At 60.0% G+C, this 23,089-nt stretch carries 23 protein-coding genes; 18 read left to right on the plus strand and 5 right to left on the minus strand.

The genetic code is table 11. The features are described from left to right. The first annotated feature begins 12 nt into the window (after positions 1–12). The 4 genes from nqrF to sthA all read left to right on the plus strand — a co-directional run bounded on the left by nqrF (position 13) and on the right by sthA (position 4,004). Positions 13–1,239, plus strand: a complete 1,227-nt coding sequence (nqrF, locus tag ACOCLD_RS09850) for an NADH:ubiquinone reductase (Na(+)-transporting) subunit F (protein ID WP_257778172.1) — start codon at positions 13–15, stop codon at positions 1,237–1,239. Positions 1,240–1,241: 2 nt separating this feature from the next. Then, positions 1,242–2,267: an FAD:protein FMN transferase gene (locus ACOCLD_RS09855; RefSeq protein WP_422909026.1), complete on the plus strand. Its 1,026-nt coding sequence runs from the start codon at positions 1,242–1,244 to the stop codon at positions 2,265–2,267. After that, positions 2,264–2,488, plus strand: a complete 225-nt coding sequence (gene nqrM / locus ACOCLD_RS09860) for a (Na+)-NQR maturation NqrM (RefSeq protein WP_422909027.1) — start codon at positions 2,264–2,266, stop codon at positions 2,486–2,488. The genes ACOCLD_RS09855 and nqrM overlap by 4 nt, the downstream gene beginning before the upstream one ends. A 121-nt stretch (positions 2,489–2,609) precedes the next feature. Continuing rightward, a complete protein-coding gene (gene sthA / locus ACOCLD_RS09865) occupies positions 2,610–4,004 on the plus strand; it encodes a Si-specific NAD(P)(+) transhydrogenase (protein WP_257778175.1) in 1,395 nt (464 codons plus the stop codon). A 157-nt stretch (positions 4,005–4,161) separates the two neighbouring features. Here the strand turns inward: sthA and ACOCLD_RS09870 are convergent, their stop codons facing one another. The 3 genes from ACOCLD_RS09870 to ACOCLD_RS09880 are packed head-to-tail and all read right to left on the minus strand — an operon-like array spanning position 4,162 to position 5,771. Next, complete coding sequence (locus tag ACOCLD_RS09870; protein ID WP_422909028.1) at positions 4,162–4,878, minus strand: glycerophosphodiester phosphodiesterase; 717 nt, start codon at positions 4,876–4,878, stop codon at positions 4,162–4,164. Then, entirely contained in the window at positions 4,875–5,177 is a 303-nt protein-coding gene (locus ACOCLD_RS09875; protein WP_257778177.1) for a phosphodiesterase, read from the minus strand. The genes ACOCLD_RS09870 and ACOCLD_RS09875 overlap by 4 nt, the downstream gene beginning before the upstream one ends. A 12-nt stretch (positions 5,178–5,189) precedes the next feature. Then, complete coding sequence (locus ACOCLD_RS09880; RefSeq protein ID WP_257778178.1) at positions 5,190–5,771, minus strand: PilZ domain-containing protein; 582 nt, start codon at positions 5,769–5,771, stop codon at positions 5,190–5,192. Between the two features lie 92 nt (positions 5,772–5,863). Between ACOCLD_RS09880 and ACOCLD_RS09885 the strand changes: the two genes are divergently transcribed. Genes ACOCLD_RS09885 through ACOCLD_RS09895 form a run of 3 tightly spaced genes read left to right on the plus strand, consistent with a single transcriptional unit; the run spans position 5,864 to position 9,064 of the window. Then, positions 5,864–7,114: a lipoprotein-releasing ABC transporter permease subunit gene (locus tag ACOCLD_RS09885; RefSeq protein WP_422909029.1), complete on the plus strand. Its 1,251-nt coding sequence runs from the start codon at positions 5,864–5,866 to the stop codon at positions 7,112–7,114. A 22-nt stretch (positions 7,115–7,136) separates the two neighbouring features. After that, positions 7,137–7,820, plus strand: a complete 684-nt coding sequence (gene lolD / locus ACOCLD_RS09890) for a lipoprotein-releasing ABC transporter ATP-binding protein LolD (protein ID WP_178124367.1) — start codon at positions 7,137–7,139, stop codon at positions 7,818–7,820. Beyond that, the gene (locus ACOCLD_RS09895; protein WP_422909030.1) at positions 7,820–9,064 is read left to right on the plus strand and encodes a lipoprotein-releasing ABC transporter permease subunit; all 1,245 of its coding nucleotides are present in this window, start codon (positions 7,820–7,822) and stop codon (positions 9,062–9,064) included. The genes lolD and ACOCLD_RS09895 overlap by 1 nt, the downstream gene beginning before the upstream one ends. A 51-nt stretch (positions 9,065–9,115) precedes the next feature. On the opposite strand, the gene ACOCLD_RS09900 is transcribed toward ACOCLD_RS09895, so the two are convergent. After that, entirely contained in the window at positions 9,116–9,649 is a 534-nt protein-coding gene (locus ACOCLD_RS09900; RefSeq protein WP_422909031.1) for a DUF2062 domain-containing protein, read from the minus strand. A gap of 134 nt (positions 9,650–9,783) precedes the next feature. On the opposite strand from ACOCLD_RS09900, the gene ACOCLD_RS09905 reads away from it, so the two are divergent. The 8 genes from ACOCLD_RS09905 (at position 9,784) to murB (ending at position 16,645) form a co-directional block, all read left to right on the plus strand. Next, positions 9,784–12,009, plus strand: coding sequence for a DNA internalization-related competence protein ComEC/Rec2 (locus ACOCLD_RS09905; RefSeq protein ID WP_422909032.1), 2,226 nt, complete (start codon positions 9,784–9,786; stop codon positions 12,007–12,009). Positions 12,010–12,081: 72 nt separating this feature from the next. Beyond that, positions 12,082–12,714: a MotA/TolQ/ExbB proton channel family protein gene (locus tag ACOCLD_RS09910; RefSeq protein WP_090248017.1), complete on the plus strand. Its 633-nt coding sequence runs from the start codon at positions 12,082–12,084 to the stop codon at positions 12,712–12,714. Continuing rightward, positions 12,711–13,139: an ExbD/TolR family protein gene (locus ACOCLD_RS09915; RefSeq protein WP_090248015.1), complete on the plus strand. Its 429-nt coding sequence runs from the start codon at positions 12,711–12,713 to the stop codon at positions 13,137–13,139. The genes ACOCLD_RS09910 and ACOCLD_RS09915 overlap by 4 nt, the downstream gene beginning before the upstream one ends. 13 nt (positions 13,140–13,152) lie before the next feature. After that, positions 13,153–14,154: a tetraacyldisaccharide 4'-kinase gene (gene lpxK / locus ACOCLD_RS09920; protein WP_422909033.1), complete on the plus strand. Its 1,002-nt coding sequence runs from the start codon at positions 13,153–13,155 to the stop codon at positions 14,152–14,154. 60 nt (positions 14,155–14,214) lie between these two features. Beyond that, positions 14,215–14,400 carry a Trm112 family protein gene (locus ACOCLD_RS09925; RefSeq protein WP_090442371.1) on the plus strand — a complete coding sequence of 62 codons (186 nt, stop codon included), beginning with the start codon at positions 14,215–14,217 and terminating at the stop codon, positions 14,398–14,400. After that, positions 14,401–15,165: a 3-deoxy-manno-octulosonate cytidylyltransferase gene (gene kdsB, locus ACOCLD_RS09930; protein WP_422909034.1), complete on the plus strand. Its 765-nt coding sequence runs from the start codon at positions 14,401–14,403 to the stop codon at positions 15,163–15,165. It begins immediately after the preceding gene. Next, the gene (locus ACOCLD_RS09935; RefSeq protein ID WP_422909035.1) at positions 15,165–15,629 is read left to right on the plus strand and encodes a low molecular weight protein-tyrosine-phosphatase; all 465 of its coding nucleotides are present in this window, start codon (positions 15,165–15,167) and stop codon (positions 15,627–15,629) included. The genes kdsB and ACOCLD_RS09935 overlap by 1 nt, the downstream gene beginning before the upstream one ends. Continuing rightward, the gene (gene murB / locus ACOCLD_RS09940; RefSeq protein WP_422909036.1) at positions 15,626–16,645 is read left to right on the plus strand and encodes a UDP-N-acetylmuramate dehydrogenase; all 1,020 of its coding nucleotides are present in this window, start codon (positions 15,626–15,628) and stop codon (positions 16,643–16,645) included. The genes ACOCLD_RS09935 and murB overlap by 4 nt, the downstream gene beginning before the upstream one ends. A 118-nt stretch (positions 16,646–16,763) precedes the next feature. Here murB and rne read toward each other — a convergent pair whose 3' ends face one another. Further along, positions 16,764–19,838: a ribonuclease E gene (gene rne / locus ACOCLD_RS09945; RefSeq protein WP_422909037.1), complete on the minus strand. Its 3,075-nt coding sequence runs from the start codon at positions 19,836–19,838 to the stop codon at positions 16,764–16,766. A gap of 580 nt (positions 19,839–20,418) precedes the next feature. On the opposite strand from rne, the gene rluC reads away from it, so the two are divergent. The 3 genes from rluC to sppA are packed head-to-tail and all read left to right on the plus strand — an operon-like array spanning position 20,419 to position 23,057. After that, positions 20,419–21,372 (plus strand): 23S rRNA pseudouridine(955/2504/2580) synthase RluC, encoded by a 954-nt coding sequence (rluC, locus tag ACOCLD_RS09950; protein WP_422909038.1) that lies wholly within the window; start codon positions 20,419–20,421, stop codon positions 21,370–21,372. Continuing rightward, positions 21,365–22,090, plus strand: coding sequence for an HAD-IA family hydrolase (locus tag ACOCLD_RS09955; protein ID WP_422909039.1), 726 nt, complete (start codon positions 21,365–21,367; stop codon positions 22,088–22,090). The genes rluC and ACOCLD_RS09955 overlap by 8 nt, the downstream gene beginning before the upstream one ends. After that, positions 22,080–23,057, plus strand: coding sequence for a signal peptide peptidase SppA (gene sppA / locus ACOCLD_RS09960; protein ID WP_422909040.1), 978 nt, complete (start codon positions 22,080–22,082; stop codon positions 23,055–23,057). The genes ACOCLD_RS09955 and sppA overlap by 11 nt, the downstream gene beginning before the upstream one ends. The last annotated feature ends 32 nt before the right edge of the window (positions 23,058–23,089 follow it).

The following is a 23,089-nucleotide window of genomic DNA, read 5'->3' on the forward strand; positions in this document are numbered from 1 at the left end:
AGGGATGAATAGATGATCAATTTTGAAATTTTCATCGCCATCGGCATGTTCACCGGCATTGTGCTGGCGTTGGTGCTGATCATTATCGCGGCGCGCGCCAAGCTGGTTTCCAGCGGTGACGTAAGCATCGAGATCAACGGCGAAAAAACCATTGTGGTGCCAGCTGGCGGCAAGTTGCTGCAGACCCTGGCGGCCAACAACATCTTCCTGTCTTCGGCCTGCGGTGGCGGCGGTACCTGCGCCCAGTGCAAGTGCGTGGTTGAGCATGGCGGTGGCGAAATGCTGCCGACCGAAGAAGCAGCCTTCACTCGTCGCGAAGCCAAGGCAGGCTGGCGCCTGTCCTGCCAGACTCCGGTCAAGCAGGACATGAAGATCGAAGTGCCGGAAGAAGTGTTCGGCGTGAAGAAGTGGGAATGCACCGTTGAGTCCAACCCCAACGTGGCCACTTTCATCAAGGAGCTGACGCTGAAACTGCCGGAAGGCGAGAACGTCGACTTCCGCGCGGGTGGCTATGTGCAGCTGGAATGTCCGCCGCACGAGGTGCACTACAAGGACTTCGACATTCAGCCGGAATATCGTGGTGACTGGGACAAGTTCAACCAGTGGAAGTACGTGTCCAAGGTCGAGGAGACCGTGATCCGTGCCTATTCCATGGCCAACTACCCGGAAGAAGTCGGTCTGGTGAAGTTCAATATCCGTATCGCTTCGCCACCTCCGGGTAAAGACGACCTGCCACCTGGCCAGATGTCTTCCTGGGTGTTCAGCCTCAAGCCGGGTGACAAGGTCACCGTTTACGGGCCGTTTGGTGAGTTCTTCGCCAAGGACACCGATGCCGAGATGATCTTTATCGGCGGTGGTGCGGGTATGGCGCCGATGCGTTCGCACATCTTCGACCAGCTCAAGCGCCTCAAGTCCAAGCGCAAGATCAGCTTCTGGTACGGTGCGCGCTCCATGCGTGAGTCGTTCTACAACGAAGAGTACGATCAGCTGGCCGCTGAGAACCCGAACTTCCAGTGGCACCTGGCACTTTCCGACCCGCAGCCGGAAGACAACTGGACTGGTCTGAAAGGCTTCATCCACAACGTGTTGTACGAGAACTACCTGAAGGACCATCCGGCTCCGGAAGAGTGTGAGTTCTACATGTGTGGTCCACCCATGATGAACGCTGCTGTGATCAAGATGCTGATCGACCTGGGTGTGGAGGAGGAGAACATCCTGCTCGACGACTTCGGCGGCTGATCATGAACAATGCTGTACTACGGCCCGTTATCGCTGTCAGCTTGCTGACAGCCCTAACGGGCTGCTGGTTTTCAGAGCGTGTAGAAGAGTTCGGTGGCCCGACCATGGGCAGCACATACTCGATCAAGTATGTGCGCACTGAAGGCTCTCCAAGCCTTGACCAGCTCAAACATGAAACCGATGCGATCCTCCGTGAAGTCGATCAGCAGATGTCGACTTACCGCGATGACTCGTTGATCGAGCAGTTCAACCAGGCGCCTGCGGGCACCTGTCAGACCATGCCGGAACCGGTACTGGAGTTGGTCGAAGCTGGACGCCTGCTCAATCAACAGAGTCAGGGCGCGTTTGATCTGACCCTGGAACCTTTGCTCAATCTCTGGGGCTTTGGCCCCAAAGGGCGGGCGGAGAAGGTGCCGACGGCCGAGCAACTGGCTGATGCCCGTGCGCGCATGGGTATGCAGCACTTGCGGCGTGAGGGGCAACAGTTATGCAAGGAGGTCGACCTGCAGGTCGATTTCAACAGCATCGCTGCTGGTTATACCGTGGACCGGATCGTGCAGCGTCTGACGGAGCTGGGTGTCAACAGTTACCTGGTCGAAGTGACAGGTGAGCTCAAGGCGGCCGGCCTCAAGCCCGATGGGCAACCCTGGCGCATTGGCCTGGAGGCTCCGCAGGAAGGTGAGCGGGTGGCTCAGCGGATTCTGGCACTGGATGGCTATGGAATTTCCACTTCAGGTGATTACCGGAATTACTTCGAGGAGAATGGTCGTCGCTATTCGCATACCCTCGATCCGTTGACGGCTGCGCCGATCACCCACACCCTGGCGGCCGTCACGGTGGCGGATAAATCGACCCTGCGAGCCGATGGCTTGTCTACATTACTTATGGTGATGGGCACCGAGCGCGGCCTGGCATTTGCAGAGCGCATGGGTATCGCAGCGTTTTTCGTGACCCGCGAAGGCGACGCCTTCGTCACACAAGGCACTCAAGCGTTTGAGCAGCTGTTTGCCGCAGGAGAAGAGCAATGACATTCGTGGTGGTGTTTCTGACCATGCTGCTGGTAGTGGGCATGATGGCGGTAGGTGTGATCATGGGGCGCAAACCCATCGCCGGTTCCTGTGGCGGTATTGCCAACCTGGGTATCGAGAAAGAATGCTCAATCTGTGGTGGCAGCCGCGAAAAGTGTGAAGAAATCAACAGTGAGCCTCAGTCTAAGGCTGGCTTGGCCTACGACGCGACCAAACGCTAATCGTCCTGCGGCCGCCGAAGAGCTAGGCTTGCAGCAGCGCATTGATTGTCAGGCTGCAGGTGCAGCCCGACCCTGCCGAGAGCACGGAACAAGTGCTCCGGTGTGATCTGAAGGAGTAAACATGGCGGTCTACAACTACGACGTGGTGGTGCTGGGTTCCGGCCCTGCGGGTGAAGGCGCAGCGATGAACGCAGCCAAGGCCGGGCGTAAGGTCGCCGTGGTCGATAGCCGCCGCGAAGTCGGCGGCAACTGCACTCACCTGGGCACCATTCCGTCCAAGGCGCTGCGCCACTCGGTGCGGCAGATCATGCAGTTCAACACCAATCCGATGTTCCGCCAGATCGGCGAGCCGCGTTGGTTCTCCTTTCCTGACGTGCTGAAAAGCGCCGAGCGGGTGATTGCCAAGCAGGTGAGTTCGCGCACCGGCTATTACGCGCGTAACCGCATCGATGTGTTTTTCGGCACCGGTAGCTTTGCCGACGAGCGAACCATTGAGGTGGTTTGCGCCAATGGTGTGGTGGAAAAGCTGGTGGCCAAGCAGATCGTCATCGCCACTGGCTCAAGGCCATATCGCCCGGCTGATGTGGATTTTCGTCATCCTCGAATCTATGACAGCGACACCATCCTCAGCCTGACTCACACGCCGCGCCGCATCATCATCTACGGTGCCGGGGTGATCGGTTCCGAGTACGCCTCGATCTTCAGCGGCCTGGGTGTATTGGTCGACCTGATCGACAACCGTGATCAGCTGCTGAGCTTCCTCGATGCTGAAATCTCCGATGCGCTGAGCTATCACCTGCGCAACAACAACGTGCTGATTCGTCATAACGAAGAGTACGAAAGCGTTGAAGGGGTGGAGAATGGGGTGATTCTGCACCTCAAGTCCGGCAAGAAGATCAAGGCCGACGCCTTTCTTTGGTGTAACGGCCGTACCGGTAATACCGACCAGCTGGGTCTGGAAAACATCGGCATCAAGGTCAACAGCCGCGGTCAGATTGAGGTCGACCAGAGTTACCGCACTCCGGTGTCGAATATCTATGCGGCGGGTGATGTGATTGGCTGGCCGAGTCTGGCCAGTGCGGCAGCCGATCAGGGCCGTTCGGCGGCGGGCAGCATTGTCGACAATGGCAGCTGGCGTTTTGTCGACGACGTGCCGACCGGTATTTACACCATCCCTGAGATCAGCTCGATCGGCAAAACCGAGCGCGAACTGACCCAGGCCAAGATTCCTTACGAAGTGGGCAAGGCCTTCTTCAAGGGCATGGCGCGGGCGCAGATTTCCCATGAGCCGGTGGGCATGCTGAAGATCCTGTTCCACCGCGAGACTCTTGAGGTGCTGGGTGTGCACTGCTTCGGCTACCAGGCCTCGGAGATCGTGCATATCGGCCAGGCGATCATGAACCAGAAGGGCGAAGCCAACAGCATCAAGTATTTCGTCAACACCACCTTCAACTACCCGACCATGGCGGAAGCCTACCGGGTGGCGGCGTTTGACGGCCTCAACCGGCTTTTTTGAGCGGCTCCGGCCGGTGGCCTGAGCCGGCTGGGGAGAACCCGTTCAGTGACTCCTGCGACTGGCGCTGGCCTAATCGCGAAAGTTTCTGATCAGGCTTAACGAAAAACCGGCCCTTGCGGCCGGTTTTTCGTTTTTCTGACTGCGGTTGTGCCGGCGATTATTCCAGGGTCGCTACGGCGAGGCCGGGGAAGTCCGTAATGATGCTGTCCACGCCGAAGTCCGCCAGGCGGCGCATCAGTGCCGGTTCATTGACCGTCCATACCGAGACATGCAGGCCGGCTTTCTGTGCTTTCAGCAGGCGCTCCGGGGTGCATAACGTCCAGTTCAGCGCCAGCAGGTGGCAGCCATAGTGTTTGGCTACCTTGAGCGGGTCGAGCCAGGCGTATTCGGCGACCAGGCCGCGCTGCAGGTGCGGTGTCAGGCGTTGCAGGGCGCTGAGCACTTCGCGTGAGCTGGAGGTGACGGTCACCTTGTCAGTCAGCTTGTAGCGTTCGGCCAGTTCGGCAATCGCCTTGACCATACGCGCCGAGCGTACCTTCGAGGCGCTTTTGACTTCCAGCTGCCAGTGCTCGAAATCGCAGTGCTGGAACAGCTCCTCCAGCCGTGGGATCGGGCAGGGTGTAACGGCGCCGGGGCCACCTTTGCGTGCGTCATAGGTCACCAGTTCGGCGGCATCATGCTCGACCACCTTGCCGCGGTGGCCGGTGGTGCGCTTGAGGGTTGGGTCGTGAATCACCATCAGCTCGCCATCGCGCGACAGGTGCAGGTCCAGCTCGCAGCGGCGCACGCCGTGCTTGAGGCATTGCTGGAAGCTGGCCAGGGTGTTTTCCGGTGCCTCGCCTTTGGCGCCGCGGTGTCCATAGATGACAGTCACTGTTGCTCCTTGTTGGGCAGAGCGGCGCCGGGTTGATGGTGGCGCACGCTGTTGATCACGTGTTTGTGCTCGAAGTAGACGCTGAACTCACGGTAGTCCCAGCGGGTGATCGGCGGGTTGCCGACACTGGGGTGTTCTTCATCGGCCAGGCCGAAGCGTTCCAGCACTGCGCGTTGCGATTCGCCAAACTGTGGCAGTTGCAGATCGCTGGCCCCTTGCTGGCCGATGGGGATTTGCAGGCTGTCGGCCTGGGTGCCGAAGGGCAGGGCCAGAGCGAGGAGCAGAAGCAGGCGTGACATGGTGGCTCGCTATCAGGGTTGTAAAGGTTGCTCGCGGGCCTGGCGACGCTCCAGGGCTTGGCGCTGCAGGATATGCCGGGCGAGCAGCTGACGTTGGGCATCGGTCAGGGCTTCGAATTCCGCACCGATTTCAAATTGCTGCGACGGCAGGGGGCTGCAGTGCACCACCTTGGCCCGCAGCAGCAGACCGAGGGCCTGTGGCATCAGCACCATCTTTACCGCCAGGTGTGCACCGGTGGCTACTGGCTGGCTGTTGTTGAAGCTGACGCCACCCTCGGACAGGCTGACTTTGCGCGGCGCACCGATGTCACGCAGCAGGCTCTGCGCCACAGCCTGGCCGAGCAGGTCGATGCGTTTGTTGATCACCTTGAGGTAGTTGGCCAGGGTGCGATCGCGTTCGCTGATGTGCCGCAGCAAATGCTGCGACTCGAAGTCCATCAGGTGCAGATCGCTGAGCAGGTTGAACAGCGGCGAGCTGTCGTGAAGCTCGTCACTGGCCAGGGCTTCAGCCCCGGATAGCTGGGTGAATTCCAGTGCGATCGTATCGTCGATACGATAGTATTCGCGGCGGTCATCTTCATCTTGAGTCGGCATGGCGAACCCATGGCAGCAGTAGTGGTCAGAGTGTAAAGCTGCTCGCCAAGCCCCCACAAGGACGTTTCTTTTTCCCTCGAATCAGCCCCGACATGTTCAGACCTCTGTTCGTATTTATTGGCACGCGCTATACGCGGGCCAAACGTCGCAATCACTTCGTATCCTTTATTTCCCTGACGTCGATGATCGGGCTGGCACTGGGTGTGCTGGTGATGATTCTGGTGCTGTCGGTGATGAACGGCTTCGATCACGAAATGCGCACCCGCGTACTCGGCATGGTGCCGCACGCCACGGTCGAGAGCGCCACGCCGATCAAGGACTGGCGCAGCCTGGCCGAACGGGCGCAAAGCAACCCGCAGGTGCTGGCGGTTGCCCCCTTTAGTCAGATGCAGGGTCTGCTGACCAACGATGGCAAGGTGCAGAAAGTGCTGATCAATGCGGTCGATCCGCTGGAAGAGGCCAAGGTTTCGATTATCGGTAATTTCTTCAAGCAGGGCCGACTGGACGATCTGCAGTCCGGTGAGTTCGGCATGGTCCTGGGCGACAAGGCCGCAGCCAAGCTCGGCGTCGGCCTGGGTGATAAGGTCACCTTTGTCGCGCCGGAAGTGACGGTTACTCCAGCCGGTATGTTTCCGCGCCTCAAGCGCTTTACCGTAGTCGGTATCTTCCATGTCGGCGCCGGTGAGATCGACGGCCACCTGGCCCTGGCCCATGTGCAGGATCTGGCGCGTCTGCAGCGTTGGCAGGCCGATCAGGTGCAGGGCATTCGCCTGAAATTTGCCGATCTGTTTGAAGCCCCACGCACCGCTTGGGCGCTGGCGCAAACTCTCGGCGAGGGTGATTACTACGCCCGCGACTGGACCCGTACCCACGGCAACCTGTACCAGGCGATCCGCATGGAAAAAGCAATGATTGGCCTGCTGTTGCTGCTGATTGTTGCGGTCGCCGCGTTCAACATCATCTCCACCCTGGTCATGGTGGTCACCGACAAGAAGGGCGATATCGCCATCCTGCGCACCCTCGGCGCCACGCCACGGCAGATCATGGCGATCTTTATGGTCCAGGGCACAGTGATCGGCGTGTTCGGCACAGCGATTGGCGCGGTGCTGGGTTGCCTGGCCGCCTTGAATATCAGCAGCGCGATTGCCGCGCTGGAAGGGCTTCTGGGGATCAAATTCCTCAATGCCGATGTGTATTTCATCGATTACCTGCCCTCGCAGCTGATGCTGGCAGACGTGCTGCTGGTCTGCGGCGCGGCGTTGATTCTGAGTTTCTTCGCCACCCTGTATCCGGCCTGGCGCGCAGCGCGTACCCAGCCTGCGGAGGCTCTGCGTTATGAATGATCAGGTTATGAGTGATTCGGTTATGCAAGATCGTGCAGTGTTGAGTTGTCGCAACCTCGGTAAAAGCTACGACGAAGGCCCGCAATCGGTAGTGGTGCTACAGGATCTGCAGCTGGAGCTGCACCCTGGTGAGCGCGTGGCGATTGTCGGCAGCTCCGGCTCGGGCAAGAGCACCTTGCTGAATATGCTCGGCGGTCTGGATACACCGAGCACCGGCAGCGTCTGGCTGGCCGGCGAGGAGTTGTCGGCGCTGAATGAAAAGCAACGCGGCCTGCTGCGTAACCGTGCCCTGGGTTTCGTTTACCAGTTCCACCACCTGCTGCCCGAGTTCACCGCGCTGGAGAATGTGTGCATGCCGCTGCTGATTGGCCGTACGCCGATCAGCGAAGCGCGCCAGCGTGCCACCGCACTGTTGGAGCGAGTCGGCCTCGGTCATCGTCTGGCGCACAAGCCTGCAGAGTTGTCCGGTGGTGAGCGCCAGCGGGTGGCAATTGCCCGTGCATTGGTCAATCAGCCTGGTCTGGTGTTGCTCGATGAGCCCACCGGCAACCTCGATCACCACACCGCGCAGGGCATTCAGGACCTGATGAAGGAGCTGAGCAGCTCGTCACAAACCGCCTTTCTGGTGGTGACTCACGACATGGCGCTGGCGCAGCAGATGGACCGCATCCTGCGTCTGGAAGACGGCAAGTTGGTGGCCGCCTGATGTTTCGTCCGCTGAGTATCTTTATCGGTATCCGCTATACCGGGGCCAAGCGGCGCAACCACTTTATTTCCTTTATCTCGATGACGTCGATGATCGGCCTGGCGCTCGGCGTGCTGGCGATGATCGTGGTGCTGTCGGTGATGAACGGCTTCCAGAAGGAAATGAGCACGCGCATTCTCGGTATGGTGCCGCACGCCAGCATTGCTGGCAGTCAGCCGCTGGATGACTGGCAGCAGGTCGCGGCCGCCGCGAAGAAGCATCCGCAGGTGCTTGCAGCGGTGCCGTTCGCCGAGCTGGAAGGCATGTTATCGATGCGTGGGGCGATGCAACCGGTGCAGCTGCACGGCATCGATCCGGCGCTGGAGCCACAGGTGTCGATTATCGACAAGCATATGCAGCAAGGCCGCCTGAGCGATTTGCGCGAGGGCGAGTTTGGCGTGGTACTCGGTGAGATTACCGCGCGGCGCTTTCAGCTTCGAGTGGGCGATAAGCTGGCGTTGATCGTGCCGGAGCTGAGCAGTGTGCCGGGTGGTATCAGCCCGCGCATGCAGCGCCTTAATGTGGTCGGCATCTTCAAGGTTGGCGCGGAGCTGGACAGCTCGCTGGCACTGATTCACGTCGCCGATGCCGCGCACATCCAACGCATGCAGCCGGGGCAGGTGCAGAGCGTACGGCTGAAGTTGAAAGACCTTTACCAGGCGCCGCAAGTGGCTGCGCAGATTGTTGGGGAACTGGGCGCAGGTTACAGCTCCGCAGACTGGACATTGACCCAGGGCAGCCTGTTCAGCGCGATGAAAATGGAAAAGACCATGATCGGTCTGCTGCTGTTGCTGATCGTCGCCGTGGCGGCCTTCAATATCATCGCCACGCTGATCATGGTGGTGGCGGACAAGGGCGCGGATATCGCCATCCTGCGTACCCTGGGTGCGACACCGGGGCAGATTATGGGCATCTTTATGGTTCAAGGTACGGTGATCGGTGTGATCGGTACGTTGATCGGTGCAGTGCTGGGTATTCTCGCGGCGCTGAATGTTAGTCAGCTGGTGGGCTGGATCGAACGCTTGAGCGGCCAGCAGGTGATGAGCTCGGACGTGTACTTCATCAGCAACCTGCCTTCGGAGCTGCTGTTGTCTGATGTGCTGCTGATCTGCGGTGCGGCGTTCAGCCTGAGTTTTCTGGCCACCGTCTACCCGTCATGGCGTGCGGCCCGCATCCAGCCGGCGGATGCCTTGCGTTACGAATAGGCTATGCTGGCAGAAACAAAAAAGCCGTTACTCAGTAACGGCTTTTTTGTTTCAGTTCTGTGCGCCTTGCTGACGGCGTTTTTCCTGGCGTTTGCGCCAGCTGCGGCGAACCCACCAACGCCAGTAGGTCTGAGTGCCGAAGTAGCCAATCATGGCAAGCAACAGACCCATTACCAGAGAGCCCAGGTACAGCGGTTGCCAATGGGTCTGCAGTACCTGGCCGATCCAGCTGAGGGTGATGTGATCAGGCATTTGCAGGGTCGGTGTGTTCATCAGCCAGGCCCCGAACGTGTAACTGCAATAGAACACTGGAGGCATGGTGATTGGATTGGTCAGCCAGACCAAACCAATGGAAATCGGTAAGTTACCGCGTGCGGGTATGGCCATGGCAGCAGCGGCGGCCATCTGCATGGGCATAGGGATCATCGCCCAGAACAGGCCGATGGCCATGGCGCGTGAAACAGAATGGCGGTTGAGGTGCCAGAGGTTGGGGTCGTGGATCAGACTGCCCAGAAAGCGCAGGGATTTATTGCCCTTGATACGGTCTGGGTGGGGCATGTAGCGCTTGAATAAACGACGCGGCATGAAGGCTCTCTGGCGGGTAAAAGCGCCGACATTATGCACCCTTTGATGACAGCCTGCTTTCACACTTTGTGACAGCAAATATGCAAAAGCTGATCGATAGGTTAAATGCTGTATTCGACTCACGGAGCGAGTCTATGCGCACAGGGATTTTTGCGCTGGTGGCCGGGTTACTGGTGCTGCGCTTCCTTCCGGCTTTGCCGCCTATGTGGCTGCTGGCTGTTCTACCGGTCGCCAGCTTGATGCTGTTGCCATTTCGCAGCTATCCCATTGCCCTGTTTTTATTCGGCTTCACGTGGGCGTGCGTATCAGCGCAGTGGGCGTTGGATGATCGTCTCGCGGGTCATTTGGATACGCGTACCGTGTGGTTGCACGGGCAGGTGGTCGGCTTGCCCGAGGTAGGTGAGGGCGTGGTGCGCTTTCAGCTGGAGCAGGTGGTTTCTCGTCGTGACACATTGCCGGCCCGTTTGCGACTGGCCTGGTATGACGGGCCGGCTGTGCGCGCCGGTGAAACTTGGCGTTTAGCCGTGCGTCTCAAGCGCCCTCATGGTCTGGTCAATCCTCAGGCATTCGATTACGAAGCCTGGTTGCTGGCGCAGCGCATCGGCGCCACGGGTACGGTGAAAAGTGGTGAGCTGATTGCCCCTGCCAGTGGTTCTGAGGCCTGGCGTGATCGCCTGCGTCAGCGGCTCCTGGCAACGCCCGCGCATGGCCGCGAAGGTGCGTTGGCGGCGTTGGTGTTGGGCGATGATTCGGGGCTTTCAGCAGCAGATTGGCAGGTGTTGCAGAACACCGGCACGGTGCACCTGATGGTGATATCCGGTCAGCATATTGGGCTGCTGGCGGCGCTGATATATGGCCTAGTTGCCGGACTGGCGCGTTTGGGATGCTGGCCGCGCAATTGGCCATGGCTGCCCTGTGCTTGTGTGATGGCATTTGCCGGCGCGTTGGCTTATGGGCTGCTGGCCGGTTTTGAGGTGCCAGTACAGCGCGCTTGTGTGATGACCGGCCTGGTGTTGCTCTGGCGCTGGCGCTTTCGCCACCTGGGTGTGTGGTTACCCGTGTTGGTGGCATTGCTTGCAGTGCTGCTGGGCGAGCCATTGGCCAGTTTGCAACCCGGGTTCTGGTTGTCTTTTGGCGCAGTGATGCTGCTGATACTGATCTTCAGCGGTCGGCTCGGTGCCTGGTCCTGGTGGAGCACCCTCCTGCGCGCCCAAGGGGCGATGGCCATCGGTTTGTTGCCGTTGTTGTTGGCTCTTGGTTTGCCGGTAAGTGCCAGTGGCCCTCTGGCCAACCTGGTGGTGGTGCCTGTCGTTGGGTTGCTGGTGGTGCCATTGGCATTGCTCGGTACGCTGTTGCTGCCTTTGCCTGGCGTCGGGGTTGCGTTGCTCGGGATAGCTGGCTGGGTACTGGGTCTGCTGTTCGAATTACTGATGCAGTTGTCTCTGTGGCTGCCGGCCTGGCTGCCCAGTGCGTTGCCATTCTCGGCTTGGCTGTTGGTGGCGCTGGGCGCGTTGGTTTTGCTGCTGCCAGCCGCTTTACCAATGCGCAGCTTGGGTGCGTTATTGCTGCTGCCCTTGTTGTTCAGCCCACAACAGCGCCCGGAATACGGGCGAGCCGAGGTATGGATGCTGGATGTCGGCCAGGGACTGGCGGTGCTGGTGCGCACCCAGACGCATGACCTGCTGTATGACGCCGGACCGCGCTTTGGCGAGTTTGATACCGGTGAGCGTGTTGTGCTGCCTTCGCTGCGAGCGTTGGATGTGCGTGCCCTGGATTTGCTGCTGATCAGCCATGCCGATAACGACCACGCCGGTGGCGCCGCAGCGATTAAACGTGGTCTGCCGGTCAGGCAGGTACTCAGTGGCGAACCGGATAAGCTCGCGCCTTCATTACAGGCCGAAGCCTGCGTCAGTGGGCAGCACTGGCAGTGGGATGGCGTGAAGTTCAGTCTCGTGCGCTGGGTGGGCGCGACTGATGGCAATCAGGCGTCCTGTGTGTTGCGTATCGAGGCTAATGGTGAGCGGCTGTGGCTAACCGGTGATATCGATAGGCAGGCTGAGCGGGCGCTGCTCAGCAGTGGTCTGGCAATGCCGGCGCAGTGGCTGCTGGCGCCGCACCATGGCAGTCGCAGTTCATCTTCGGCGGCTTTTCTGGAAAAGGTCAGACCCACCGCTGCGCTGATTTCCCGTGGCGCGCACAACGCCTTTGGTCATCCGCATGCCGAGGTTGTCGAGCGGTACCGGGCCTTGGATGTGCGGCTTTACGACACGGTCGAGCAGGGCGCGGTGCGGATTCGTTTAGGCGCATTCGAGCCTGCGCAGGGTTTGCGTTATCGAGCACGTTTTTGGCGGGAAAAATGAGAACAGCGGCGGTCGGCGAGGCCGCGACCCTATGCTAGAGTGGCGCCACTTTTGTGAAGGGGATCTGCCACCGTGTGGGAACTGGTTAAAGCTGGCGGCTGGATGATGCTGCCGATCATTCTGTGTTCTATCGCTGCAGCCGGCATCATTGCCGAGCGCCTGTGGACGCTGCGGCCGAGCCGCATCACCCCACCCAACCTGCTCGGCCAGGTGTGGAAGTGGATCAAGGATAAGAAACTCAATAACCAGAAGCTCAAAGAGCTGCGCGCCAACTCGCCGTTGGGGCAGATTCTTGCTGCCGGCCTGGCCAACTCCAAGCATGGTCGCGAGATCATGAAAGAGTGCATTCAAGAGGCTGCCGGGCGGGTCATTCATGACCTGGAACGCTACCTGAATGCCCTGGGCACCATCGCCGGTATCGCGCCGCTGCTGGGTTTGCTTGGTACGGTGTTGGGCATGATCGAAATCTTCAGCTCCTTTATGGGCTCGGGCATGGCCAATGCGTCCTTGCTTGCTGGCGGTATTTCCAAGGCGCTGATCACGACGGCAGCGGGTTTGATGGTGGCCATTCCGGCACTGTTCTTCCACCGTTACTTGCAACGCCGAGTCGATGAGCTGGTGGTCGGCATGGAGCAGGAGGCGATTCGCTTGGTCGAAGTGGTGCAGGGCGATCGTGACGTCGACATGGGCGAGGACAAGGCGTGAAATTCCGGCGCAAACCGCGGGAGAACGTCGAGATCAACCTGGCCTCGTTGATCGACGTGGTGTTTATCCTGCTGCTGTTCTTCGTGGTCACGACCACCTTTACCCGTGAGACTCAGCTCAAGGTTGATCTGCCGGAGGCCGCCACTGGCACGCCGCCGGAACAGACCGAACTCAAGCAGCTGGAAATCCTGATTGCCGCCGATGGCAGCTACTCGCTGAATGCCAAACAGTTGCTGAAAAGTGATCTGGAAAGCCTGATGGCAGCGCTGCAGAAAGAATCGGAAGGTGATAACAGCCTGCCGCTGATCATTAGCGCCGATGCCAAGGCGCAGCATCAGGCGGTGATTACCGCCATGGATGCGGCCGGCAAGCTGGGTTTTGCCCACCTGCGCATGACCACCATCGAGGCGCAAGCCGCGCCTTGAGGGTTGCCTGCTGATGAGCCTGTCCGCACGACTCACTGCTGCCTGGTACGCCGGTCATCCGGCGCTGGGCCTGCTGCGTCCGCTGGAGTGGCTGTATCGCGCGGTGGTGCAGCGCAAGCGCGCACGTTTTCTGGCCGGTGAGGGCGCGATCTACCGTGCTCCCGTGCCGGTCGTGGTGGTCGGCAATATCACTGTCGGCGGCACCGGAAAAACCCCGATGATTCTCTGGCTGATCGAGCATTGCCGCCGCCAAGGGCTGCGCGTCGGTGTGGTCAGTCGTGGTTATGGTGCGCAGCCGCCGCAGCTGCCCTGGCGCGTGCAGGCCGATCAGGCGGCCAGCGTGGCCGGTGATGAGCCGCTGCTGATCGTGCAGCGCAGCGGTGTGCCGCTGATGATTGATCCTGATCGCAGTCGCGCAGTGGCGGCCTTGCTGGCCGCCGAGCCGCTGGACTTGATCCTCAGCGATGACGGCTTGCAGCACTACCGTCTGGCCCGCGATCTCGAACTGGTGCTGATCGATGCCGCGCGCGGCCTGGGTAATCGCCATTGCCTGCCTGCCGGCCCGCTGCGTGAGCCGGTCGAGCGTCTGCAGAGCGTGGATGCGCTGCTGTATAACGGTGCGTCCAGCGATCCGCAGGAGGGTTACGGCTTTACCCTGCAGCCGCGCACCTTGGTTAACCTGCGCAGTGGCCAGCAACAGCCGCTCAGTCATTTCCCGGCCGGTCAGGCCCTGCATGCGGTCGCCGGTATTGGCAACCCGCAGCGTTTCTTCAACACCCTCGAAGGGCTACACTGGCGGCCTATCGCGCATGCCTTTGCCGACCATGCGCCGTACAGCGCCGAGCTGCTGAATTTCAGCCCGGCACTGCCGGTGCTGATGACGGAAAAGGATGCGGTCAAGTGCCGTGCCTTTGCGGCTGACGATTGGTGGTACCTGGCGGTGGATGCCGAGCCTTCGGCCGCGTTTGTCGCCTGGTTTGATCAGCAATTGCAGCGTCTTGTGCCGCGCGCCTGACTGATCTGATCATTCGGCGGCCTTATCCGCCCAGTTGCTGCTTCCTATCAAGGACCTCCCATGGACCCGAAATTACTCGACATCCTCGCCTGTCCCCTGTGCAAGGGCCCGCTGAAGCTCGCCGCTGACAAGAGCGAGCTGATCTGCAAGGCCGACGCACTGGCTTTCCCGGTTCGCGATGGCATCCCGGTGATGCTGGAAAGCGAAGCCCGCACCCTCAACGTCGACGAGCGCCTGGACAAGTAAATGAGCACTGCCTTTACCGTTGTGATTCCGGCGCGTTTTGCCTCCAACCGCCTGCCGGGCAAGCCGCTGCAGGATATTGCCGGCAAACCGATGATTCAGCATGTCTGGGAACAGGCGTGCAAAAGTAGCGCGCAGCAAGTGGTTGTCGCTACTGATGATGCGCGCATCGTTGAGGCGTGCCAGGGTTTTGGTGCGCAGGTGGTATTGACCCGCATCGACCACAACTCAGGCACCGACCGCCTGGCTGAAGTGGCCACGGCTCTTGGTCTCGCGGCTGATGCCATCGTGGTCAACGTGCAGGGCGATGAGCCGCTGATTCCGCCGGCGATTATTGATCAGGTCGCTGCCAATCTGGCCGCCAATCCGCAGGCGGCCATCGCCACCCTGGCCGAACCGATTGAGGATGTGCAGGCGCTGTTCAACCCCAACGTAGTCAAGGTGGTCAGCGACAAGACCGGCCTGGCTTTGACCTTCAGCCGCGCGCCGCTGGCCTGGGCACGGGATGCCTTTGCCAAAAGCCGTGACGAGTTGCCTGCCGGCGTGCCGTACCGTCGCCACATCGGCATCTACGCCTACCGTGCGCAGTTTCTGCATGACTTTGTCGCTTGGGGCCCGTGCTGGCTGGAAGACACCGAGTGCCTGGAGCAGCTGCGCGCGCTCTGGCATGGCGTGCGTATCCATGTCGCCGATGCCCTTGAGGCGCCGCCGGCGGGTGTCGACACACCGGAAGACCTGGAGCGGGTTCGTCGCCTGCTGGGGGCCTGATGCGCGTTCTGTTCGTCTGCCTGGGCAATATCTGCCGCTCGCCAACGGCCGAAGGTGTATTGCGCCATAAGCTGCGTGAAGCAGGGCTGGAAGGCCGCATCGAGGTCGATTCGGCCGGCACTGGCGACTGGCACGTGGGCAAAGCTGCGGATATCCGCACGCGCCAGGCCGCGCAGCAGCGTGGCTATGACCTGTCTGCATTGCGCGGCAGGCAGGTCAAGGCGGCAGACTTTCACGCCTTTGACCTGATTCTGGCGATGGATAACAGCAACCTGCACGACCTGCAGCAGCTGCGTCCAGGCAATGATGCGGCCGAGCTGGACTTGTTTCTGCGGCGTTATCAGCTGGTGCTGGATGAAGTGCCGGACCCCTATTACGGTGGTAAAGCCGGGTTTGCTCAGGTGCTGGATTTGATTGAACAGGCTTGCGATGCCCTGGTGATCGAACTCAAGGGGCGCTTATGAGCTTGCAGGTGCGCACTCAGGTATCGCTGAGGCCTTATAACAGCTTTGCCGTCGAGGCCCAGGCCAGTCATTTTGCTGAGGCCGAGAGTGATCAGTTGGTGCGCGAGGCCTTGGCTTATGCCGAGGCTCAGCAACTGTCGCTACTGGTGCTGGGCGGTGGCAGCAACCTGCTGCTCACTGCGGATGTGCAGGCGCTGGTGCTGCGCATGGCCAGTCGCGGTATTCGCCTGTTGAGCGATGACGGCGAGCAGGTGTTGGTCGAAGCTGAAGCCGGTGAGCCCTGGCATCCATTTGTTCAATGGACCTTGGCGCAAGGCTTGGCGGGTCTGGAAAACCTCAGTCTGATCCCCGGCACTGTGGGCGCGGCCCCGGTGCAGAACATCGGTGCCTATGGTGTTGAACTCAAGGATCTGTTTGCGGGCTTGACCGCTCTGGATCGGCATACCGGTGAGCTGCGTGAGTTCTCTCTGGAGGAATGTGGCTTTGCTTATCGCGACAGCCTGTTCAAGCGTGAGAGCGGTCGCTGGCTGATTTTGCGGGTGCGCTTTGTCCTCAGTCGTTCGGCGGCGCTGCATCTGGATTACGGTCCAGTTCGTCAGCGTCTGGCAGAGCAGGGCATCGATGCTCCAACGGCGCTGGATGTCAGTCAGGCCATTTGCGCCATTCGCAGCGAAAAACTGCCGGATCCGGCCGTGCTGGGCAACGCTGGGAGCTTCTTTAAGAATCCTGTGGTGCCTGCAGCGCTTGCGCAACGTTTACGTGCTGAACATGCCGACCTGGTGGGCTATCCCCAGGCGGATGGGCAGGTCAAGCTGGCTGCTGGCTGGCTTATCGAACGGGCAGGGTGGAAGGGCTTTCGTGAAGGCGATGCGGGGGTGCATCGTTTGCAGGCCTTGGTACTGGTTAATTACGGCAGCGCAACCGGTGCGCAGTTGTTGACGCTGGCACGACGGATTCAGGCAGACATCGCCCAGCGCTTTGCAGTTGAGCTGGAGATAGAACCGAACGTGTTGTGAAGTGTTTTAGCGCAACGAACAGCGTGTTGACCGCGCTGTAATAAACGCCAGAACGCAAAAGGGGATGCCGAAGCATCCCCTTTTTTGTAGCCGCCATCCCTGGCGGCTATCCTGCGGATCAGACTTGCGGTTTGACCGCTTCTTTTTCCTGCTCGTCAGCTTCTACTGCAGTAAACAGCGAGCTTTGCGGCTCCTGGCTTACTTCTGCTTGCACTTCGGCTTCTGCCTTGGACTCGGCTGCCTCGATGCTTGCCGGGGCTTCGATTGCAGTTTCAACTACGGCTTCAGCAACCACTTCAGTAGCAGGTTTTTCAACTGCCGGTGCGGCTGCTTCAGCCTGTGCGGTAGCAGCAGGCGCTTCGGCAGCCTCGCGGGCCAGGCGCTCGGCTTCACGCTGACGGCGGCGCACTTCGCGTGGGTCGTTAGGCGCGCGACCGCTGCTGCTGACTACGACTGCAGGTGCAGCAGGTGCAGCCTCAGCCACTGCAACTTCGGCAACCGGCTCGGGAGCGGCAACTACAGCTGGTGCTTCGACAACTGCGGCAGGTGTTTCTACAGCGGCAGGTGCTGCTGCAGTTTCGCTGGCTTCGGCGGTCTGCACAGGCGCTGCGCTGGCCTCGACAACCGGAGTGCTTGCTGCTTCGGCAACAGCGGTTTCAACAACGGCTTGAGGTGCTTCAGCTGCAGCGACTTCGCGTGGCTGCTCCTGTTCGACGGCTACCGGTGCGGCTTCGGCTGTTGCCTGGGTCGCTTCGACCGCGTCAGTGATAACAGCGGCGGTGACAGCTGCTGCAACTACTGCGTTGTCGGTATCGGCTGGTGCTTCTGCGCCTTCTTCGCTGCCTTCAATCGGATTGCCATTGGCATCGTTCTGACGCTCACGACGATTGCTGCGACGACGCTGGCCGCGGGAGCGGCGACGTGGGCGTTCACCGCCTTCACTGCCTTCCTGGGCTTCATCCTGCTGCGCGTCTTCGCCATTCAGCAGTTCTTCTTCGCTCGCTACTGCGGCTTGTTCAGTGCGCGGTTGGCGCTCTTCACGCGGTGGGCGCGGCTGACGTGGTTCGCGCTGCGGGCGTTCGCCACGGGCTTCGTCGCTAGCGTTGTCGGCGGAGGCGGCGTCCAGCGGCTCGCGCAGTTCACGCGGTTGGCGCTCTTCGCGGGGTTTGCGATCACGTGGTTGACGCTCTTCACGCGGCGGGCGTGATTGACGCACTTCCTGCGGCTCGCGCACTTCTACGGAATCACGTGGGCTGCGCTCTTCGCGCGGTGCACGTTCCTCACGTGGGGCGCGCTCTTCACGGGCTGCACGTGGCTGGCGTTCTTCACGCGGGGCACGCTCTTCACGCGGGCCGCGATCTTCGCGTGGCTTGCGCTCTTCGTTATTGCGACCGCCACGGTTGCGGTTCTGTTGGCGACCGTTGCGACGCTCGTCGCCGCGTTGCGGGCGTTCGCTGGTTTTCTTCTCGATAACGGCAGGTTTTTCTTCTTCCTTGCCGGCGAACAGGCTGACCAGCGATTTGACCAGACCCTTGAACAGGCTCGGCTCGGCAGCAGCTACAGGTTGTGCTGCTGCGGTTTCTACCGGAGTAGGCGCCGTGCGCTGTGGTGCGGTTTTGATTGCGGCTTCCTGACGCACCAGGGTGCGGGTGGCCGACGCCTGCTTTTCTTCTTCCGCTTCAGTCACGGCCATTTCATAGCTGGACTGGCCTGATTGGGCTTCCGGGCTGTCGTCACGAATACGCTGCACTTCGAAGTGCGGTGTTTCCAGGTGATCGTTCGGAATGATCACGATGCGGGCGCGGGTACGCAGCTCGGTCTTGGTGATCGAGTTGCGTTTTTCGTTGAGCAGGAAGGCAGCAACTGGAATTGGCACTTGTGCGCGAACTTCGGCGGTGCGGTCTTTCAGGGCTTCTTCTTCGATCAGGCGCAGAATTGCCAGCGACAGGGACTCGACGTCACGGATGATGCCTTGACCGTTACAGCGCGGGCAGACGATGCCGCTGGTTTCACCCAGAGACGGACGCAGGCGCTGACGCGACATTTCCAGCAGGCCGAAGCGCGAGATGCGACCCACTTGTACACGGGCGCGGTCGGCTTCCAGGCTTTCACGGACTTTTTCTTCCACGGCGCGTTGGTTCTTCGCCGGAGTCATGTCGATGAAGTCGATAACGATCAGGCCGCCGATGTCACGCAGACGCAGTTGGCGGGCGATTTCTTCTGCCGCTTCCAGGTTGGTCTGCAAGGCGGTTTCTTCGATGTCGCTGCCTTTGGTGGCGCGCGCCGAGTTGATGTCGATGGACACCAGGGCTTCGGTCGGGTCGATAACGATGGAGCCACCCGACGGCAGTTTCACTTCGCGCTGGAAAGCGGTTTCGATCTGGCTTTCGATCTGGAAACGGTTGAACAGCGGCACGCTGTCTTCATATAGCTTGATCTTGCTGGCGTACTGCGGCATCACCTGGTTGATAAAGCTCAGGGCTTCTTGTTGCGCTTCGATGCTGTCGACCAGCACTTCGCCGATGTCCTGGCGCAGGTAGTCGCGGATGGCGCGGATGATTACGTTGCTTTCCTGGTAGATCAGGAATGGCGCGGCGCGATCTTGCGAAGCTTCTTTGATCGCGGTCCAGAGTTGCAGCAGGTAGTCGAGGTCCCACTGCATTTCTTCACTGGAGCGGCCCAGGCCTGCAGTGCGCACGATCAGGCCCATGTCGCTTGGAGCAACCAGGCCGTTCAGGGCTTCACGCAGTTCGTTGCGCTCTTCACCTTCGATACGGCGCGAGATGCCGCCGGCGCGCGGGTTGTTCGGCATCAGCACCAGATAACGACCGGCGAGGCTGATAAAGGTGGTCAGGGCGGCGCCCTTGTTGCCACGCTCTTCTTTCTCGACCTGAACGATGACTTCCTGGCCTTCCTTGAGCACGTCTTTGATATTGACGCGGCCTTCTGGTGCCTTGCTGAAGTACTCGCGGGAGATTTCTTTGAGCGGGAGGAAGCCGTGACGCTCAGAACCGAAGTCGACGAAAGCGGCTTCGAGGCTAGGCTCTACGCGGGTAATTTTACCCTTGTAGATGTTGGATTTTTTCTGCTCACGGGCGCCGGACTCGATGTCCAGGTCGTAGAGTTTCTGCCCATCTACCAGGGCAACACGCAACTCTTCGGGCTGAGTTGCGTTAATCAGCATTCTTTTCATGTAGTACCGTCGGTTTCCGGTGCTGGCGGAAGCGGCGTTCGGCACACACGACTTCAGGGGTCGGTGTCAGGTGCGTCAGGAACGGTCGTAAAGCGTTCCAGTGTCTAGCGGCGGTCAGCCAATTGTGCTGGGCCGCGACGGACGTCTCCTGCTCGCTGTGATCACAGAAAGCACTAAGTCAGGAGGAGGAATCAGCTGTTGGTAGCGGACGAGATGAGGCGTCTTGGTAAAGCGAGCTGCTACGCGGACCAACAGTTGTACATCTCCACCCTACACGTATCGCTGAAACTCGGGTGCCGCTCGCGAAAATCCGCAGCGGGTTAACTATTACCGCAACCGTCCAGAGGGGCAGGTTGCGCATCATGGCTTAAAGGCTTTATTTCCGAGTTATTCACAGCCTTGGAGGCTTTTCTTTCGTTGAATAACCCGTCGGACGGCCTCACGTCCCAAATGGGTTGCGTTGGTTGGGGATGGCAGTTTTGGCGATCATCCGCAAACCAGGCCGCTTTTGGCGGCGTTCCCGACTATAGCAGCAATGATTAAGTGCTTCAATTCCATAAAAAATTGTTATGATTGCGCGATGACAAATCCTTCCCCTCCAACCTCCGGCGTTCAGCTGCTCGAGGTTGCGCCGGAACTTGCCGGCCAACGCATTGATAATTTTCTCCGCACCCAGCTCAAAGGCGTGCCCAAGACCTTGATTTACCGGATTTTGCGTAAAGGCGAAGTGCGGGTGAACAAGGGGCGGATCAAGCCTGAATACAAGCTGCAGGCCGGTGATATCGTTCGGGTGCCGCCTCTGCGTCTGGCTGAACGTGATGAGCCGGAGCCGCTGGCGCAAGGGCTTTTGCAGCGCCTCGAAGCGGCGATTGTTTATGAAGACAAGGCGTTGATCGTGCTGAACAAGCCTGCAGGCATTGCCGTGCATGGCGGTAGCGGTCTGAATTACGGGGTGATTGAAGCCTTTCGTCAGTTACGTCCGGATGCCAAAGACCTGGAGCTGGTGCATCGCCTTGATCGCGATACGTCGGGCCTGTTGATGATTGCCAAGAAGCGCAGCATGTTGCGTCACTTGCATGAAGCCTTGCGTGGCGATGGTGTGGACAAGCGCTATATGGCGCTGGTGCGTGGGCATTGGGCGACGGCCAAGAAGCAGGTCAGTGCGCCATTGCTGAAAAGCAATCTGCGTTCCGGTGAGCGCATGGTTGAGGTCAATCCCGAGGGTAAAGAGGCTTTGACCGTCTTTCGTGTTCTGCGCCGCTTTGGTGAATTCGCCACCTTGGTTGAGGCTAAGCCGGTGACGGGGCGTACCCATCAAATTCGCGTGCATACGCAGTATGCCGGTCACTCGATCGCCGGTGACAGCAAGTACGGTGATGACGATTTCACCAAGGAGATTCGCGAGCTGGGCGGCAAGCGCCTGTTCCTGCATGCCTATGAATTGATCGTGCCGTTACCCGAAGGTGCGCAGCTCAAGCTGGAGGCGCCGGTCGACGAAATGTGGGCGCGAACCCTGGAGCGTCTCGGTGCCTGATTCTCAAGTGCGTGGCTGTCAGGGGGCTGGTTACCAGCTGCTTATCTTTGATTGGGATGGCACGCTGGTTGACTCCATTGGTCGGATTATCACGGCCATGCACCTGGCTGCGGATTCCAGTGAGTTGCCGCGCTGCACGGATGAACAAGTGCGCGGGATTATCGGTCTGGGTTTGCCGGAGGCTATTCGCAGCCTGTATCCCTGGCTGGATGATGCGGGCCGTGCTCAGCGCTTGCGGCACAGCTACAGCGAGCATTACCTGACTTTGGAGGCTGAGCCTTCTGCCCTCTTTCATGGCGTGGCCGAGGGGTTGGAGGCGTTTCGTGCGCAGGGCTATCGTTTGGCTGTGGCTACGGGTAAGGGGCGGCATGGTCTGCGGCGTGTACTGGCTGATCGTGGTTGGCTGGATTATTTCGATTACACCCGCTGCGCAGATGAAACAGCCAGCAAGCCCGACCCTTTGATGCTGCACGAGATTCTTGAGCAAAGTGGTGTGGCGGCTAGCCAGGCCTTGATGGTGGGTGACTCATCCTTTGATCTGTTGATGGCGCAGCGCGCCGGCATGGATTGTGTAGCGGTCGGCTATGGCGCGCAGCCCTTGCAGGCGCTGCGCGAGTGTCAGCCTACGTTGGCGATAGAGTGTTTTACCGAGTTGCATGCCTGGCTGAGCCAGCGTGCGTCTGATCAGTCAGTTGAGGTGGTTGCGCATGGCAGATGAATGGAACGCGTCGGCAGCGGCTGATGGCGAGGGTAAAAGCTGGAAACTGTTAGAGAAGACTCTGCTTGCCGGCGTGCAGGAGCAGCGCCGGGCGCGGCGTTGGGGGATTTTCTTCAAGCTGCTGACCTTTATTTACATCTTTGGCGCGTTGGCGCTGTTCTCGCCGTTGATGGTGGTGAAGAAGGGGGCGACCACTGGCAGTCATACCGCGGTGATCGAGGTGCGCGGCATGATTGCTGATCAGGAGTCTGCCAGTGCCGACAATATTATCAGCAGCCTGCGCGCGGCCTTTGAGGATGCCAACACCAAAGGGGTGGTCCTGCGCATCAACAGTCCGGGTGGTAGCCCAGTGCAGTCGGGCTATATCTATGACGAGATTCGTCGCCTGCGTGCCGAATATCCGGCGATAAAGCTGTATGCGGTAATCACTGATCTAGGTGCATCGGGGGCTTATTACATCGCCAGCGCGGCCGATGAGATTTATGCCGATAAGGCCAGTCTGGTTGGCTCGATTGGTGTGACGGCAGCTACTTTCGGCTTTGTCGGGGTGATGGAGAAGCTGGGTGTGGATCGTCGGGTGTATACATCGGGTGAGCACAAGGCGTTTCTTGATCCGTTCCAGCCGCAAAAGGCTGAAGAGACCAAGTTCTGGCAGGGTGTGCTGGAAACCACTCATCGTCAGTTTATTGCCAGCGTCAAACAGGGGCGCGGTGAGCGCTTGAAGGATGCCGAGCATCCCGAGTTGTTTTCCGGTCTGGTCTGGTCGGGTGAGCAGGCGCTGCAGCTTGGGCTGATTGATGCGCTGGGTAACACCAGCTACGTGGCGCGTGAGGTGATTGGCGAGAAGGAGATTGTCGACTTTACAGTCAAAGAATCGCCTTTCGATCGTTTCGCCAAAACCCTGGGTGCCAGCATGGCTGAGCGCATTGCTCTGTGGATGGGGTTCCAGGGGCCGGCGTTGCGCTAAGGTTTGGAGTTGTTCAAACAAGCCCGGTCATT

It is taken from the genome of Pseudomonas cimarronensis (genome assembly GCF_049331905.1).
Lineage (GTDB): Bacteria > Pseudomonadota > Gammaproteobacteria > Pseudomonadales > Pseudomonadaceae > Aquipseudomonas.

Bases quoted from the DNA above. Each gene is read 5' to 3' on its own strand.
- ACOCLD_RS09895 (WP_422909030.1), top strand. From the start codon at position 7,820: ATGTTTCGTCCGCTGAGTATCTTTATCGGTATCCGCTATACCGGGGCC.
- ACOCLD_RS09880 (WP_257778178.1), bottom strand. From the start codon at position 5,771: ATGCCGACTCAAGATGAAGATGACCGCCGCGAATACTATCGTATCGAC.
- ACOCLD_RS09885 (WP_422909029.1), top strand. From the start codon at position 5,864: ATGTTCAGACCTCTGTTCGTATTTATTGGCACGCGCTATACGCGGGCC.
- nqrM (WP_422909027.1), top strand. From the start codon at position 2,264: ATGACATTCGTGGTGGTGTTTCTGACCATGCTGCTGGTAGTGGGCATG.
- kdsB (WP_422909034.1), top strand. From the start codon at position 14,401: ATGAGCACTGCCTTTACCGTTGTGATTCCGGCGCGTTTTGCCTCCAAC.
- ACOCLD_RS09905 (WP_422909032.1), top strand. From the start codon at position 9,784: ATGCGCACAGGGATTTTTGCGCTGGTGGCCGGGTTACTGGTGCTGCGC.
- lolD (WP_178124367.1), top strand. From the start codon at position 7,137: ATGCAAGATCGTGCAGTGTTGAGTTGTCGCAACCTCGGTAAAAGCTAC.
- murB (WP_422909036.1), top strand. From the start codon at position 15,626: ATGAGCTTGCAGGTGCGCACTCAGGTATCGCTGAGGCCTTATAACAGC.
- ACOCLD_RS09935 (WP_422909035.1), top strand. From the start codon at position 15,165: ATGCGCGTTCTGTTCGTCTGCCTGGGCAATATCTGCCGCTCGCCAACG.
- sthA (WP_257778175.1), top strand. From the start codon at position 2,610: ATGGCGGTCTACAACTACGACGTGGTGGTGCTGGGTTCCGGCCCTGCG.
- ACOCLD_RS09875 (WP_257778177.1), bottom strand. From the start codon at position 5,177: ATGTCACGCCTGCTTCTGCTCCTCGCTCTGGCCCTGCCCTTCGGCACC.
- ACOCLD_RS09900 (WP_422909031.1), bottom strand. From the start codon at position 9,649: ATGCCGCGTCGTTTATTCAAGCGCTACATGCCCCACCCAGACCGTATC.
- rluC (WP_422909038.1), top strand. From the start codon at position 20,419: ATGACAAATCCTTCCCCTCCAACCTCCGGCGTTCAGCTGCTCGAGGTT.
- ACOCLD_RS09925 (WP_090442371.1), top strand. From the start codon at position 14,215: ATGGACCCGAAATTACTCGACATCCTCGCCTGTCCCCTGTGCAAGGGC.
- nqrF (WP_257778172.1), top strand. From the start codon at position 13: ATGATCAATTTTGAAATTTTCATCGCCATCGGCATGTTCACCGGCATT.
- ACOCLD_RS09855 (WP_422909026.1), top strand. From the start codon at position 1,242: ATGAACAATGCTGTACTACGGCCCGTTATCGCTGTCAGCTTGCTGACA.
- lpxK (WP_422909033.1), top strand. From the start codon at position 13,153: ATGAGCCTGTCCGCACGACTCACTGCTGCCTGGTACGCCGGTCATCCG.
- rne (WP_422909037.1), bottom strand. From the start codon at position 19,838: ATGAAAAGAATGCTGATTAACGCAACTCAGCCCGAAGAGTTGCGTGTT.
- sppA (WP_422909040.1), top strand. From the start codon at position 22,080: ATGGCAGATGAATGGAACGCGTCGGCAGCGGCTGATGGCGAGGGTAAA.